Annotated in this window: 9 protein-coding genes; 7 read left to right on the top strand and 2 right to left on the bottom strand. The window is 66.3% G+C overall.

The features are described 5' to 3' along the window. The first annotated feature begins 37 nt into the window (after positions 1-37). The 3 genes from AKI39_RS01330 to AKI39_RS01320 are packed head-to-tail and all read left to right on the top strand — an operon-like array spanning position 38 to position 3,718. Positions 38-961 carry a LysR family transcriptional regulator gene (locus AKI39_RS01330; protein WP_066631739.1) on the top strand — a complete coding sequence of 308 codons (924 nt, stop codon included), beginning with the start codon at positions 38-40 and terminating at the stop codon, positions 959-961. 52 nt (positions 962-1,013) lie between these two features. After that, a complete protein-coding gene (locus AKI39_RS01325) occupies positions 1,014-2,876 on the top strand; it encodes a copper resistance system multicopper oxidase (RefSeq protein WP_066631737.1) in 1,863 nt (620 codons plus the stop codon). Next, complete coding sequence (locus AKI39_RS01320) at positions 2,873-3,718, top strand: copper resistance protein B (RefSeq protein ID WP_066631735.1); 846 nt, start codon at positions 2,873-2,875, stop codon at positions 3,716-3,718. Before AKI39_RS01325 ends, AKI39_RS01320 begins: the two co-directional genes overlap by 4 nt. A gap of 123 nt (positions 3,719-3,841) precedes the next feature. Here AKI39_RS01320 and AKI39_RS01315 read toward each other — a convergent pair whose 3' ends face one another. Next, positions 3,842-4,588, bottom strand: coding sequence for a hypothetical protein (locus tag AKI39_RS01315; protein WP_066631733.1), 747 nt, complete (start codon positions 4,586-4,588; stop codon positions 3,842-3,844). Positions 4,589-4,979: 391 nt separating this feature from the next. Here AKI39_RS01315 and AKI39_RS01310 point away from each other — a divergent pair, with 391 nt between their 5' ends. Both AKI39_RS01310 and AKI39_RS01305 read left to right on the top strand, forming a co-directional pair. Continuing rightward, positions 4,980-5,951: a TAXI family TRAP transporter solute-binding subunit gene (locus AKI39_RS01310; RefSeq protein WP_066631732.1), complete on the top strand. Its 972-nt coding sequence runs from the start codon at positions 4,980-4,982 to the stop codon at positions 5,949-5,951. A 173-nt stretch (positions 5,952-6,124) separates the two neighbouring features. Then, positions 6,125-8,191: a TRAP transporter permease gene (locus tag AKI39_RS01305; protein WP_066631731.1), complete on the top strand. Its 2,067-nt coding sequence runs from the start codon at positions 6,125-6,127 to the stop codon at positions 8,189-8,191. Between the two features lie 653 nt (positions 8,192-8,844). Here AKI39_RS01305 and AKI39_RS01300 read toward each other — a convergent pair. Beyond that, on the bottom strand, positions 8,845-10,047 hold the full coding sequence (locus AKI39_RS01300; protein ID WP_066631730.1) for a cytochrome P450: 1,203 nt from the start codon (positions 10,045-10,047) through the stop codon (positions 8,845-8,847). A gap of 333 nt (positions 10,048-10,380) precedes the next feature. Here AKI39_RS01300 and AKI39_RS01295 point away from each other — a divergent pair, with 333 nt between their 5' ends. Next, on the top strand, positions 10,381-12,609 hold the full coding sequence (locus AKI39_RS01295; protein WP_066631728.1) for an NADP-dependent isocitrate dehydrogenase: 2,229 nt from the start codon (positions 10,381-10,383) through the stop codon (positions 12,607-12,609). A 141-nt stretch (positions 12,610-12,750) separates the two neighbouring features. Beyond that, positions 12,751-15,729, top strand: a complete 2,979-nt coding sequence (locus AKI39_RS01290) for an autotransporter outer membrane beta-barrel domain-containing protein (RefSeq protein WP_083228565.1) — start codon at positions 12,751-12,753, stop codon at positions 15,727-15,729. The last annotated feature ends 68 nt before the right edge of the window (positions 15,730-15,797 follow it).

Here is a 15,797-nt window from a genome sequence, read left to right as displayed (position 1 = left end):
CGGCACAATGCGACTACGCTTGCACATGCATGGAAACATGATCCGCCTGGACGACCTGACCCTCTTCGTACGCGCCGCGGCGCTGGGCAGTTTTTCGCACGCGGCACGCGAAGTCGACCTGCTGCCCGGCCAGGTCAGCGCGGCCATCAAGCGGCTGGAAGCGGAACTGGGCATACGCCTGTTCGCGCGCTCCACGCGCAGCCTGCGCCTGACGGCGGAAGGCGAGCAATACCTGCCCTACGCGATCGGCGCGCTGGACACGCTGCGCGAAGGCGGCGAGCGCCTGCAGCCCTGCGATACCGCGCTGCGTGGCACGCTGCTGATCGCCGCGCCCTCGGACATCGGGCGCAACGTGATCCTGCCCTGGCTGACAGGCTTTCGCCAGCAGCACCCCGCCCTGGTGCTGCGGCTGTACCTGTCCGACCAGGTCGCGGATGTCTTTCGCGATCCGGTGGACGTGGCGCTGCGCTACGGCCGCGTCGGCGATGCCAGCTTCGTCGCCCTGCCGCTGGCCCCGCACAATCGCCGCGTCCTGGTGGCCGCCCCGGACTACCTGGCCCGCCATGGCCGCCCGCAAAGCGTGGAGGACCTGGCCGCGCATGCCTGCCTGGTCTACATGCTCCATGGCCGCCCGTACGACAAATGGCGCTTCGGCGATGGCGACGGCCGGTGCACGGTGGCGGTATCCGGTCCCTTGCTGTGCGATGACGGCGATGCGGTTCATCGCTGGGCGGTGGCCGGCCAGGGCATCGCCTACAAGTCCTGGCTGGACGTCGCGGCGGACGTGCGCGCGGGCCGGCTGGAAGTGATCCTGCCGCAGGTGCCCGGAGAACACGCGCCCTTCAACCTGATCTGCCCGCATCGCAAGCAGTTCTCGTCCGCCGTTCGCCTGCTGCACGCAGGGCTGCTGGCGGTGTGCGAACCGCTGGTCGACGGCATGCCGCTTACCGCAGCGCCTTGACCTTCCAATGCGGGAAGGTTCCAGGATACGGCGTACGCATCAAAGGATAGACATGACCGACGCTGTATCGCGATCCCGGCGCCGCTTCGTCACGGGCCTGGCCACGGGCGGGCTCGTTGCCGGGACATCGGGCTGGGCAGGAGCCGCCATGGCCGCGGGGCAGTTTTCAGGCCAAGCCGTGCTGTCCGGTACGGAATTCGCGCTGGATATCGCCGAAACGCCCGTGAACTACACGGGTACGCCGCGGCTGGCAACCACGGTCAACGGCCTGCTGCCCGGCCCCGTCCTGCGCTGGCGCGAAGGCGACACCGTCACGCTGCGCGTGCGCAACCGGCTGCGCGTCGATACCTCGATCCACTGGCACGGCATCCTGTTGCCGTCCGCCATGGACGGCGTACCTGGCCTGAGCTTCGCCGGCATCCCGCCTGGTGCCATGTTCACCTACCGCTTTCCGGTGCGCCAGACCGGAACCTATTGGTACCACAGTCATTCCGGCTTCCAGGAGCAGACCGGCCTGTACGGCGCGCTCATCATCGACCCGGCCGGCACCGACCCCATCCGCGCCGACCGCGACTACACCGTGCTGCTGTCCGACTGGACGGATGAAGATCCGATGCGCGTCTTCCACAAACTGAAGGCCATGCCGGACTACTACAACCAGAACCCGCCCTCGCTGCAGTCCCTGGCACGGCGAGCGGAACGGGAGGGCTGGACGCCGGCGCTGCGCGACCGGCTAATGTGGCAACGCATGCGCATGCGGCCCACGGACCTGGCTGACGTCTCAGGCGCCACGTATACCTATCTGGTGAACGGCGCGACACCGGCCGGCAACTGGACGGCCTTGTTCCGGCCAAGGGAGCGAGTACGGCTGCGCGTCATCAATGGATCCGCGATGACCTACTTCGACGTCCGCATCCCCGGCCTGAAGCTGACCGTCGTCAGCGCCGACGGCCAGCCGGTGCGGCCGGTCGAAGTGGATGAATTCCGTATCGGCGTGGCGGAAACCTACGACATCATCGTCGAACCCCGCGAGGACCGCGCCTACACCCTGTTCGCCCAATCCATGGACCGGTCGGGCTACGCGCGCGCCACGCTGGCGCCGCGCGCCGGCATGCAGGCCGAGGTGCCGCCGATGGATCCGGTGCAGCCCCTGACCATGATGGACATGGGCATGCGCCACGACATGGCCGGCATGGACATGTCCGGCGACGGGCATGGCGGCCATGACACGCAGCCGGACCAGGCGGCGAAGGCGGACGCCGGCGAGCAAATGGACCACGGTATGCAGATGGACGACAGTACACAAATGGATCCGGGCATGCAGATGGACCGGGGCATGGAAAAAATGGACCACGGCACACCGGAGGAAGGCCATGGGGGCGGTGGCATGATCGAAGCCCGTCACCCCTACGCGTCGGAACGCGGCGTGTCCAACGCCATGCTGCCGGAGGTCGTGTCGACGCGGCTGGACGACCCCGGGCCTGGCCTGCGCGACAACGGCCGCGTGGTGCTGACCTACGCCGACCTGCATTCGATTGCCGCACCGGGCGGCGATGTGGATCCCACGCGCGAAATCGAACTGCACCTGACCGGCAACATGGACCGCTATATGTGGTCATTTAATGGTGTCGCCTTCACCGATGCCAGGCCCATCGTGCTGCGGCACGGCGAACGCGTGCGCTTCGTGCTGGTCAACGACACCATGATGATCCATCCCATTCACCTGCACGGTCTCTGGAGCGACATGGAATCGCCGGATGGCGCCTTCCAGGTTCGCAAGCACACCATCAGCCTGAACCCCGCGCAGCGCATCAGCTACCGCGTCAGCGCCGACACGCGGGGCAACTGGGCGTATCACTGCCATCTGCTTTATCACATGGAAGCCGGCATGTTCCGCGCGGTGGTGGTCGCATGACGCGGGCAAGGTACCTACCCCGCCGCGCGCCGCGATCGCTGTGCCGGGCGGCGGCCGTGCTGGCCATCGTATCGGCCACCCTGCAGCCCGCGGCCACGGCACGGGCGCAACCGGCCGCGGCGCCCGCGCCGCCCGCCGGCACGCTGCCCACCAGCGATGGCACCACGTCACAGCCCTACGCTTCCTACGGCATCATGCCGCATATGATGGACGACGCGATCATCACGCATCTGGACATCGAAAAGCTGGAGTTCATGCGTGACCGCGACGACCGCGACGGCCTTCGGTGGGACGCCGAATTCTGGGCTGGCACGGACCGCGACAAGCTGTGGCTCAAGAGCGAAGGGGACCACGCGCGCGGCGATACGGCCGGCCGGGCGCAAGCCTACTGGAGCCACGCCATATCGCCATTCTGGGACGCGCAGCTGGGCGCCCGCCGCGACTTCGGCGCCGGGCCGGCACGCACATGGATGGGCCTGGGCCTGCAGGGTACCGCGCCCTACGGCATCGAAACCGAGTTGACAGTCTATGCCGGAACCGAGGGCCGCACCGCGCTCGCGCTGAAGGCGACATACGATCTGCTGCTCACCCAGCGGCTGATCCTGGCGCCGGAAGTCGAAGCCAACGCCTACGGCAAGGACGACGCACGGCGCAACATCGGCAGCGGCCTGTCCGACGCCACGTTCTCGCTGCGCCTGCGCTACGAGGTCACCCGGGAAGTCGCTCCTTACGTCGGCGTTTCCTTCGGCCGCAAGTTTGGCGACACGGCCCGCTACGCACAGGCCGAAGGCGACAGCCGGTCGGACCGCGCGATCCTGGCGGGCGTCCGCATCCGCTTCTGAATACGCCAGGGCGTGGGCCGTCCTCCGGGTTGTTGGTGATGTATGCGTCGGAAGACGGCCATCTGTGCCGACGAGCCGCCCCGGCGATAAGAATCGCGCGGGGACGGAACCGGCCAGGGCCGGTCAGGCGTAACGATATCCCAGCCGGGGCGCGGGATGCTGGATCTTGTTCAGATGCCCCGACAGGTGCCGGGGGTCTCCGACCCGCATCAGCTGGCCGGTGAAAGTGGAATTGGCCTTCTCCCAGCTCATCAGCCGCGGGCGTTCGGGCAGGAACTTCTCGATACTCGCATCGTCCATCCCACGGCTTTTGAAGAAGACGGTCCAAGACTTGCATGCCTGCGCCAGACGCTGAACCCGATATACCTGGTAATGCGCGAGGCCCGCGGCATAGGCGCCGCTGTCCTTCAGGACGTTCATGACGCGCCTCCAGCGATAGTCGTCGGCCGCGCGGGACCTGGCGGGCGCGTGATCGCTTCCATGCGCCGACGACAAGAAACGCGCAGGGACGGGATCGACCATCGCGCGGACCAGATCGATGGCGAACATTTTCTCCGCGTCCCTGTGACTGGCCTGCGGATAGATCGCCCGATAGTTATCGATGGCGATGTTGTACGCGCCATGCTCCTTCAGCACGTCCACCATGCCTTCGAGCCAGCGATACGCCGCTTCGCTGGCCGTGGGCGCATTTTCCACCCACAGGTGCTGTGGCAATGCGGCTTTCTGGCCAGGCTCGGGGTTGGCGACACGCGCGCCGACAGACGCCATCAGCGTGGCGACCGACCCATCGTCGGAAAGGGTTGCCCGCGCCGGGTCCGGGATGAGAGGCCACGCGGGGACGTGCGGTAGGAAGCTGGAGCCGATATGCATGGTCTATCCCTCGTATGAGCGCCAATCTGGCATGGAAGGACTATGTGCCGGAGTCCAAAGGCGGATTCCAGCGGGAATACCCTGAAGCACACCGACAGCGCGCCTATTCAGGCCGTGACGACCAGGCCGTCACCGACGCGGCGGTACGGCCCGCCCCCCCAAAACCGACCCAGGCCCGCGCAAAACCCGATTGACGCGCGCCACCCCGGCGGGTAAACCTGGGCGGTCCGGTGTCGCTCGCATCGGCCGGATCGACAAACAGCCACGCCACGCGATCGTCATCGGAGCGCCCGCCAAAGGGTGCGGCCATCCGCACACGACCGCCCGCGCCGGAAATACAAAAGGCATCCCCGCGCCAACGGGACCCTCATGCCTACCCAGGAGACAGACAATGAAAACCCCGTTCGTGCGGTTTGCCTTGCTGCTGTGCCTAGTCGTCGTCGGTTCGCTGGCCTTCACGCCCGCTCATGCGCAGAACATCTCCATCGCCACCGGCGGCACGGGCGGGGTGTACTACCCCATCGGCGGAGGCATCGCCGCCCTGTTGTCCAAGAAAGTTCCCGGCATGGAAGCCACCGCTGAAGTTACCGGCGGCTCCGTCGACAACCTGAAGCTGATCGACGGCGATCCCTCCTATATCGGCATGAGCATGTCCGACGCCGCGCAGGATGCGTATCGCGGCCAGGACAAATTCAAAGGCGGCAAGGTGCCGCTGCGCACGCTGATGATCATGTATCCCAACCGCATGCACGTGGTGACGGTGCAGGGCAAGGGCATCGAGACCATGGCGGACCTGAAGGGCAAGCGCGTGTCCACCGGCGCGCCGGGCAGCGCCACCGAAGTCATGGCCTTCCGGCTGCTGGAGGCGGCCGGCCTGGACAAGGACAAGGACGTGAAGCGCGAACGCCTGAGCGTGGCCGAATCGGTCAACGCCATCAAGGACAACAAGATCGACGCCTTCTTCTGGGTCGGCGGCCTGCCCACCGCCGCGGTCACCGACCTGGCCAATACGCCGGGCACGACGCTGAAGATGATCGACAACGCCGACCTGGTTCCGGCGATGAACAAGAAGTACGGCAATCTGTACGTCGAGGACACCATTCCCAAGAGCACGTACCGCGGCATGGACAAGGACAATAAACAGGCCACCGTCATGAACATCCTGGTCGCCAACGAAAAAATGCCCGACCAGACCGCGTACAACATCGTCAAGACCATCTTCGAAAGCCGCGACGAGCTGATCGCCGTCCACAAGGACACGGCCGACTTCAAGCTGGAGAACCAGAAGTCCGCCGCCACGCCGGTGCCTTTCCATCCGGGCGCGGTCAAGTACTACAAGGAACGCGGCTTCGGCGTCGACTGAACCGCCGGCGGCCATCCATCACCGCACGGCCGCCCGACGGGCGCGCGCCCTCCCATGAGGAGGATGTCGCGCGGCGACAGGGGGGTATACCAATGACCGCGAGCGCATGGCCGCCCGAAGGGCGCGCGCCCTCCCACGGGGAGAATCTCGCGCAGCGACAGGAGGATGCATCAATGACCACTGCAGCACATCCGGAGGCGCCCGTCGTCGTCGATGACGAGGCGCTGCGCAAGGCCGAGGAATACATCGAGCAGGAAGAAGGGGCCGCCAACCGCTTGACCGGGCCGCTCGGTGCCTTCGTGGCCGTCGTGGCAGTGGCCATGTCGCTCTTCCACTTGTATGCCGCCTACGCGATCGTGCCGACGCAGATACTGCGCCCCGTGCACGTCGCCTTCGTGCTGTTCCTGTGCTTCGTGGTGTTTCCCGTGTCGCCGCGCTTCCGGCATCGCGTGATGGCATGGGACTGGGCGCTGGCGCTGCTGGCCATCGCCATCGTCGTGTACCTGATCATGGGGGGCGACGACTTCACCGACCGCAACACACGCCCGCAGCCCTTGGACGTCTTCTTCGGCGCCACGTTGATCCTGCTGGTCATGGAAGCCATGCGCCGCACCATAGGCTGGATTCTTCCCGTGATCTGCATCTGCTTTCTACTGTATGCCTTCCTGGGCCCCTACTTGCCGCACCCCTGGACGCATCGCGGCTACAGCATCGCCAGGCTGGTCGGTTTTATGTACATGACACTGGAAGGCATCTTCGGCGTGGCGGTGGATGTCGCGTCATCGCTGATCATCCTGTTCACGATCTTCGGCGCCTTCCTGCAGCTGTCGGGCGCGGGACGCTTCTATATCGACTTTTCGTTCTCGGCCATGGGCGGCAAGCCGGCGGGCGCGGGGCGCACCGTGGTGCTGGCGTCCTTCCTGCTGGGCGGGCCGTCCGGCTCGGGCGTGGCGACCACGGTCACGCTGGGAACGGTGGCCTGGCCCATGCTGGCCAAGGTCGGCTATGCGCGCGACGCCGCCGGCGGCCTGCTGGCGGCCGGCGGACTGGGCGCCATCATCTCGCCGCCCGTCATGGGGGCGGCGGCCTTCATCATCGCCGAGTTCCTGAAGATCTCGTACCTGGACGTGCTGTTGATGGCGGTCATCCCGACGTTGCTGTTCTACCTGGCGCTGTTCCTGATGGTGGAGATCGACGTACGCAAGTACGGCATGAGCCGCACCGTGTTCGCCAAGGTCGATACGGTGTGGAACCTGACGCGCCACTACTGGTTCCACTTCCTGTCGCTGATATCCATCGTGGTGTTCATGCTGATCGGGTTTTCGCCGGTGCTATCGGTATTCTGGGCCATCATCGTCGCCTTCGTGGCCAGCTTCCTGCGCGCCGACACGGCGATGATCTCCTACGACCTGTTCCGCGGTCGCGGCCCGGCGGCTCCGCTGCTGCTGCGCTCGCCCCTGGTGGAAGCGCTGCGCACGGGATCGATCGGCATGCTGGGCGTGGGCGCCACCTGCGCGGGCGCGGGCATCATCGTCGGCGTGGTCACCCTGACGGGGCTGGGCCTGAAGTTCAGCGGCATCGTGATCGACTACGCTGCCGGCTCGCTGCTGCTCACCGCCGTCTACACCTCGCTGGTGGTGTGGATCATCGGGCTGGCCGTGCCGGTGACCGCGTCGTACATCATCTGCGCCGTCATCGCCGCGCCCGCGCTGATCAAGCTGGGTGTGCCGGACTATGCGGCGCATATGTTCATCTTCTATTACGCGGTGCTGTCGGAGGTCTCGCCGCCCACCGCGCTATCGCCCTTCGCGGCGGCGGCCATCACGGGGGCCGACCCCTACCGCACGACGATGCAATGCTGGAAATACACCGTACCGGCCTTCCTGGTGCCCTTCATCTTCGTGCTGGCGCCCAGTGGGCAAAGCCTGCTGCTGATGGGATCGGCGAAGGCCTTGGCGTCCGAGAGCTTCTGGGAAATCGCCGAAGTTACCTTCACCGCCGCGGCGGGGATCTTCGCGTTGGCGGCGGGCTTCCAGGGCTGGCTCCTCGTCAAGACTTCGGCCCTGCAACGCGCCATGTTCATCGTGGCGGGATTCGCGCTGGTGTATCCGGGGCCGGTATCCAACGGCCTGGGCTTCGCGCTCGTCGTGATTGCACTGGGCATGCAGTGGCGGGGGTTGCGCCGGGACGGTCATGCGGGCGGGCCGGGGCACAAGCGGGATGGGGCGGCGGCCGGGTAGCTGTGGGGGGCATCGAGGGGGTTTTCCGGCGGGGGTGCCATGCGGGTGCCGTCCGCCGGGGATGGAGCGATATCGGCGAACGGGGCCGGTCAGCGATGGTTTCGCAGCGCCTGAGCGCGTTCTCCAGCCCGTCCCTTGCTTCCTTGGCCAAGGCTTCGTTCGCAAGCATGCCAGCGAGAGCGCTTATTTCTGTCTCCAGCCCCAGCCTGGCAATGTAATAAGCCGCCGCCTTTGCCGGGCTCTGTCCGGGAGGCCCTTCATAAAGACATTCGACCAAGCTATCGAAGCAGTACTCGGCCAGGTGGGGCTTGCCTCGGCTTCCTCGCGCATGGAGGAATGCGATGTCCTGGGACGATAGTTTTTCACCCAGGTAGGACAAGATTTCATCGCCCATCCGCGCCGTGACACGGTCGATACGGGAAACATCCAGAGCGCCAAAGTTGCGGGCCGCGGAATGTGGGGCGGTAAACGTACCGTTGTCGACAGGACCGACGGTGGGGAACATGGTCTCGGCTCCTCGGAATAAGAAGCCGTCTGTGTCACAGGGTAGGGGCCCGTTCCGCCAGCGCGATGCTTCCAGGGCCCCGTTCCAGTGCATGCGAGTGATGCGGATCCATCGATCCAGCGTCAACCGCACCCACGAGCACTGCCGTTCAGGCCGTGACGACCAGCGCCTCCACCCCGCGCACGGTATTGCGCTTGCGCCATTGCAAGGCATCCAGGTCCACCAGCCTCATCCCGGGCAGGCGCGCCAGCAAGGTCCCCAAGCCGATCTGCAATTCCATCGCCGCCAGCCGCGCCCCCAGGCAGTAATGGATCCCACCGCCAAAGGCAATCAAGCGATTACCGCTTTCCGCCCGTTCGATGAGCAATCGATCCGGATCGGCGAATTGACCTGGATCGCGATTGGCCGCGCCCAGGCTCATGAACACGATCGAGCCCTTGGGCAGCGCGATCCCGCCGGCCTCGGTGTCCTCCAGCGCCATCCGCGTGATGAACTGCACCGAGCTGTCATAGCGCATGCACTCGTTGATGGCCCTGGGCAGCAGCGCCGGCTGCTGTTCGAGCAGCCGCAACTGGTCCGGATGCTGATGCAGCGCGATCAGCGCATTCCCGATCATGTTGGCCGTCGTCTCGTGCCCCGCCACGAACAGCAGGATCACGTTCGATATGATTTCGTCTTGCGTCAGCCCCTGGCCGTCCTCTTCCACGGACAGCAGCACGGAAATCAAATCGTCCCCGGGCTCCCCGCGCCGCGCGTCCACCACCCGCCGGAAGTAATCCTCGACGTTGCGCATCGCCGCGTTGACCTTCTCCAGGGCCGGCGCCGCCAGGGGCGCGGCCTCCAGCGCCTGCACCAGCTGGCTCACGTCGCGCTCCAGCATATCGGCGTCTTCCACGGGGATATCCAGCAGACGGCAGATGATGCGCACCGGCAGGGGCTGGCTATAGGCGGGCACCAGATCGAAAGCCTGGGACGTGGGGAAGGCGTCGATCAGCTCATCGGCGACTTCCTGGCAAACCTGCCGCAGGTTGTCCACCCGGCGGGCGTCGAAGGCCTTCATCAGCAGGGCGCGCAGCCGCGTATGGGTGGGCGGGTTCATCATCAGGAACATGCGCGCCAGGCCCTGGAAAATCGGCTGGCTGGCCCCCTCTTCCCCATAGCGGGCGCGGATGCTTTCCATATAGCCCTTGCCCATGCGGCGGTCCACCAGGATGGCGTCGATCATGTCGTAATGACCGGTCATCAGGATATGGGGCGCGACATTGAACAGCTTGCCGCGCGCGCGGATTTTCTCGTACAGCGGGTAGGGATCGCGGTAGAACTCGGGGGAAGACAGGTCCTGCAGATTCATGACAGCTCCAACATCAAATCACGGTACGCCGGCCGTGGGGCCGCGCGCCAAGCATGAGAGATAACACGGCGGCCGCGGCATTTATTCCGTCGACGGCTGCGGCGCGAAGCTGAAAGGCATAACAAGGGGTAACCGGAAACCGGTGCGATGCCGGGCGGCGCCCAGGGCGCCGGTGCTAAACTCTGTAACGACCCCCGCCCGTACGCGACCCCGGCGCATTCGCCGCAGCCCCGGCGCGCCGCAGGCATTGCCGCGCGCCGCCGCCGGACATGTCGCAGGGACCGGACACCCAGACTTTCCGCTATTCCACCGTTGAGTGAGGTTCACGAGCAAATGTCTACCACGTCGAAGATCATCTACACGCTGACCGACGAAGCCCCGGCCCTGGCCACGTATTCGCTGCTGCCCATCGTCCAGGCCTATACCCGCTCGTCGGGCGTCGCCGTCGAAACCCGCGATATCTCGCTGTCCGGCCGCATCATCGCCGCCTTCCCCGACTTCCTGACCGACGCCCAGAAGATCTCCGACGACCTGACAGAGCTCGGCCGCCTGGCGACCACGCCGGAAGCCAACATCATCAAGCTGCCCAACATCAGCGCGTCCATCCCGCAGCTGAAGGCCGCCATCAAGGAACTGCAGCAGCAGGGCTACAAGCTTCCCGACTATCCGGACGAGCCGGCGAACGACAAGGAAAAAGACGTCAAGGCCCGCTATGACAAGATCAAGGGCAGCGCCGTCAACCCTGTCCTGCGCGAAGGCAATTCCGATCGCCGCGCGCCGCTGTCGGTCAAGAATTATGCGCGCAAGCACCCGCACAAGATGGGCGCCTGGTCCGGCGATTCCAAGACCCACGTCGCCCACATGGATGACGGCGATTTCTACGGCAGCGAAAAGTCCGCGCTGATCGCCAACGCCGGCACGGTCCGCATCGAACTGGCCGCCGGTGGCGCCACCAAGGTGCTGAAGGAAAAGACCAGCGTCAAGGCCGGTGAAATCCTCGACGCCGCGGTGCTCAGCAAGAACAAGCTGCGCAGCTTCCTGCAAGCGCAGATCGACGACGCCAAGAAGCAGGACGTGCTGTTCTCCGTCCACGTCAAGGCCACGATGATGAAGGTCTCCGACCCCATCATCTTCGGCCACGTCGTGTCCGTCTACTACAAGGACGTCCTGGCCAAGCACGCCGACACGCTCAAGCAGATCGGCTTCGACGCCAACAACGGCATCGGCGACCTGTACGCCAAGATGGCTGCCCTGCCTGCCGACAAGCGCGCCGCCATCGAAGCGGACCTGAAGGCGGAATACGCACAGCGTCCGCGCCTGGCCATGGTGAATTCCGACAAGGGCATCACCAACCTGCACGTGCCCAGCGACGTCATCGTCGACGCCTCCATGCCGGCCATGATCCGCGAAGGCGGCAAGATGTGGGGGCCGGACGGCAAGGCGTACGACGCCAAGGCCGTCATTCCGGACCGCTGCTACGCCGGCATCTACCAGGCCGTCATCGACGACTGCAAGAAGAACGGCCCCTTCGATCCCGTCACCATGGGCAGCGTGCCCAACGTCGGGTTGATGGCGCAGGCCGCGGAAGAATACGGTTCGCACGACAAGACCTTCGAGATTCCCGCCAACGGCACGGTGCGCGTCGTCGACGAAGCCGGCAAGGTACTGCTGGAGCAGCCCGTGGAAGCCGGCGACATCTGGCGCATGTGCCAGACCAAGGACGCGCCGGTGCAGGACTGGGTCAAGCTGGCGGTCAACCGCGCCCGCGCGACCGGCACGCCGGCCATCTTCTGGCTGGACAAGAACCGTGCGCACGATGCCCAGATCATCGCCAAGGTCGAGCGCTACCTGAAAGACCACGACACCAATGGCCTGGACCTGCGCATCATGGCGCCCATGGAGGCCTGCCGCTTCTCGCTGGAACGCATCCGCGCGGGCAAGGACACCATCTCGGTGACCGGCAACGTGCTGCGCGACTACCTGACCGACCTGTTCCCCATCATGGAGCTGGGCACCAGCGCCAAGATGCTGTCCATCGTCCCGCTGATGGCGGGCGGCGGCCTGTTCGAAACCGGCGCGGGCGGCTCGGCGCCCAAGCACGTGCAGCAGTTCGTGGAAGAAGGCTTCCTGCGCTGGGATTCGCTAGGTGAGTTCCTGGCCCTGGCCGCGTCGCTGGAACACCTGGCCGACGTCCACGGCAACGCCGGCGCACGCGTGCTGGCCAAGACGCTGGACGAAGCCACCGGCAAGTTCCTGGACAACGACAAGTCGCCCGCGCGCAAGGTCGGTGGCCTGGACAACCGCGGCAGCCACTTCTACCTGGCGCTGTACTGGGCCCAGGCGCTGGCCGCGCAAACCGAGGACAAGGCCCTGCAGGCCAAGTTCGCCGGCATCGCCAAGACGCTGACCGACAACGAAGCCAAGATCGTGCAGGAACTCGGCGCGGCGCAAGGCAAGGCGCAGGACATCGGTGGCTACTACCGTCCGAACACGGAAAAGACCAGCAAGGCCATGCGGCCCAGCGCGACGCTGAACGAGGCGCTGAAGCGACTGGGTGCATAAGCGAATCGCGGCTCACGCTGCGCGTATAAGCCGGCCTTCGGGCCGGCTTTTTTTTCGCGATTGCGCCTTTAACACCGAAGTCATAATCGTCACGTAGCGTTACGGCCCTTTGATCTCACCCACGAAGAGGGGCTCGTACGCATGTCGAAGTTGCATAAACCCATGGCGCCCGCGGCGCTGATGGCCGCCCTGGCGTTCGTGATGGCCACGTTTGCCGCGCATGGGGCATCGCCGGTGGTCATCGGCGCGGGCAAGACCGATACCACCCGCCGCACGATATCCGGCACCGACAGCGTGACCATCCAGGCCGGCGGCACCATCAACACCTCCGGCACGTCGCTCACGATGGATACGTCCGTCCCGGCGCCTGGCATCAGCATCGTCAACGCCGGTACGCTGAAGTCCGGCAACCGCGGCATCGACACGAACGGCAGCACCGCCGGTTCGCCTTTCAATTTCACGCTGACCAATGGCGCGGGCGGGCTCATCACCACCAGCGACGACAGCGTGCGCATCAACGGCGATATCGCCGTGGGGCGCATCGTCATCGAGAACGCCGGCACCATCACCTCGGCCAGCGGGCAAGCCATCGACTTCGACAAGATCAATACCGCCGGCAACGTGGTCATCAACAACCGCGCCGGCGGCCTGATCCAGGCTCAGGACGCCGATGCCATACGCCCCGGCGAAGGCGGGATGGTCAACAACTGGGGCAGCATCGTTGCCAATGCGCCGGCCAACACCTCCGGCGACCCGGACAACGATCCATCCAATGACGGCGTCGACCTGCAGGGCCATGCCGCATCGGTGCACAACTACGCGGGAGGCCTGATCTCCGGCGCGCGCCACGGCATCACCAGCGATGTCAACGTCGACGTGATCAACGAAGCGGGCGGCACCATCATCGGCCGCAACGGCTCGGGGGTGGGCTCGGACGGCGACGGCAGGGTAGTGAACCGCGGCACCATCACCGGCGCCATCGACACCACGTCCGTGAACGGCGACGGCGACGGCGTGGACATCGACGGCAAGGCCGACATCACGAACTACGGCACCATCCAGGGCGTCGGGGCCAAGGGCCAGAAGGACGGCTCGCCCAACAATAGCGAAGGCGTTGCCGCGGGTGGCGGTACCATCCGCAACCTGACGGCCCAGTCCATCATCAGCGGCCAGGCCAACGGCATCCTGATCGACGACAGCGCGGAAGGCGCGGCGCCTCACGCGACCACGCTGGTCAACGAAGGAACGATACGCGGCGTGACGGGTTTTGCCATCAAGATCGTCGGCACCCAGGCCGATAACGTCACCAACTCCGGACTGATCGAAGGCGGCAACGGCCTGGCGCTGGACCTGGGCGGCGGCGACGACACCTTGAACCTGCGGACCGGCTCGCGCATCGTCGGCCTGGTCGACGGCGGCGCCGGCAACGACACGGTCAACCTGATCGGCAGCGGCACCTTCGCGGGCGCGGTCAACTTCGAAAACCTGACCGTCAGCGGCGGCAGCTGGGTGCTGACGGGCAATCAGCAGTACGCCCATGGCGTCACCGTCGCCCAGGGCGGCAGCCTGGACGTGCAAGGCGCGCTGGGCGGCACCCTGACCATCGCGCAAGGCGCGCTGCTGAACGGCAACGGCACGCTGGGCAGCGTCCAGGTCGCAGGGACCATCGCGCCGGGTCATTCGATCGGTACGCTGACGCTCACCGGCGACTATGCCCAGCTGGCCGGCTCCACCTACCAGGTCGAAGTCGCCAACGCCGGGCAGTCCGACCTCATCGAGGTCGCGGGCACCGCATCGCTGGCCGGCAACGTGACGGTGACGCCCATGCCGGGCACGCAGATCACCCCCGGCCTGCGCTACACCATCCTGTCGGCCGGGCAGGGCGTGAGCGGCAGCTACGGATCGATCTCCAGCGCGACGCAGATGCTGTTCCTGCAACCCGCGCTGTCCTATGACCCCAACCACGTCTACGTGGCCTTCGACCGCAATGCCACACGCTACGCCGACATCGCAAGGACCGGCAACCAGCGCGCCGTGGCCAACGGGGCGGACAGCCAGCCGTATGGCCAGTTCGTGCACGACACCATCGCGCTGATGAACGATCCGCAGGACGCGCGTGCTGCCTTCGACAGCCTGTCCGGAGAAATCCATGCCAGCCTGGAAACCTCCCTGCTGGAGGACAGCCACTTCGCGCGCGACGCCATCAACAACCGCCTGCGCGCGGCCTTCGCCGATGGCGCGGCGGCACCAGCCCGCCTTGCCGGCGCGGGCGACGCCACGCCGCTGCCGGCGCCCAGCCGGTCGGCGGTGTGGGGCCAGGCCTATGGCGCCTGGGGCGACATCGACGGCAACGGCAATGCCGCCAAGCTGGACCGCAGCATCGGCGGCTTCATGTTCGGCGCCGACTTCCCGGTGGCCTCGAATTGGCGCGCCGGCGTGGCGGCGGGCTACGACCGCACCGACCTGAACGTGGACGGCCGCGCCAGCAGCGCGGACATCGACAGCTACACCTTGGCAGCGTACGCGGGCACGCAGGTCGGCGGCCTGGCGCTGCGCCTGGGCGCCGCCAATACCTGGCATCGCATCGACACCCAACGCGATGTGGCCTTCGCGGGGTTCACGGGCGCGAGGGACAAGGCCACGTATGACGGTGACACCGCGCAGGTCTTCGGCGAAGCGGGCTACGCGCTGCAATACGGTACGGCGACCTTCGAGCCCTACGCCGGTATCGCGTACGCCAATCTGCACACGCAGCGTTTCGATGAGGACGGCGACACCGGGCTGTCGGGCCGCAGCGATAACACCGGCGTGACGTACACCACATTGGGCCTGCGCGCTTCACAGCGCCTGGAAGCAGGCGGCACCACTGCCATCCTGCACGGCATGGTCGGCTGGCGCCACGCCTTCGGAAGCACGACACCGACCGCCACGCAATCCTTGCCCGCCGGATCGCCCTTCACCGTGTCCGGCGTGCCGGTCGCCGTGGACGCGGCCATTCTGGAGGCAGGGCTGAACGTCCAGGTCGCCAGGAATGTCCGCGTGGATCTGTCGTACCAGGGCCAGCTCGGCGACGGCGTCCGGCAGAATGGTGTCGCGGCCAATGTGAAAGTTCGGTTCTGACCGAAGGCGGCGGTCGTAGTGGATATCGCCGCCCGATACGCGAAATGGACCGCCGTATCCGCCACGGC

Origin of the sequence: Bordetella sp. H567, assembly GCF_001704295.1 — a bacterium.
Classification (GTDB): Bacteria; Pseudomonadota; Gammaproteobacteria; order Burkholderiales; family Burkholderiaceae_B; genus Bordetella_C.
The sequence above is the reverse complement of the archived record's forward strand: the minus strand, read 5'-3'. Positions and strand labels throughout refer to the sequence as shown.

Excerpts from the sequence above, each read along its gene's own strand:
- AKI39_RS01310 (WP_066631732.1), top strand. The coding sequence starts at position 4,980 with ATGAAAACCCCGTTCGTGCGGTTTGCCTTGCTGCTGTGCCTAGTCGTC.
- AKI39_RS01305 (WP_066631731.1), top strand. The coding sequence starts at position 6,125 with ATGACCACTGCAGCACATCCGGAGGCGCCCGTCGTCGTCGATGACGAG.
- AKI39_RS01300 (WP_066631730.1), bottom strand. The coding sequence starts at position 10,047 with ATGAATCTGCAGGACCTGTCTTCCCCCGAGTTCTACCGCGATCCCTAC.
- AKI39_RS01295 (WP_066631728.1), top strand. The coding sequence starts at position 10,381 with ATGTCTACCACGTCGAAGATCATCTACACGCTGACCGACGAAGCCCCG.
- AKI39_RS01315 (WP_066631733.1), bottom strand. The coding sequence starts at position 4,588 with ATGCATATCGGCTCCAGCTTCCTACCGCACGTCCCCGCGTGGCCTCTC.
- AKI39_RS01320 (WP_066631735.1), top strand. The coding sequence starts at position 2,873 with ATGACGCGGGCAAGGTACCTACCCCGCCGCGCGCCGCGATCGCTGTGC.
- AKI39_RS01290 (WP_083228565.1), top strand. The coding sequence starts at position 12,751 with ATGTCGAAGTTGCATAAACCCATGGCGCCCGCGGCGCTGATGGCCGCC.
- AKI39_RS01330 (WP_066631739.1), top strand. The coding sequence starts at position 38 with ATGATCCGCCTGGACGACCTGACCCTCTTCGTACGCGCCGCGGCGCTG.
- AKI39_RS01325 (WP_066631737.1), top strand. The coding sequence starts at position 1,014 with ATGACCGACGCTGTATCGCGATCCCGGCGCCGCTTCGTCACGGGCCTG.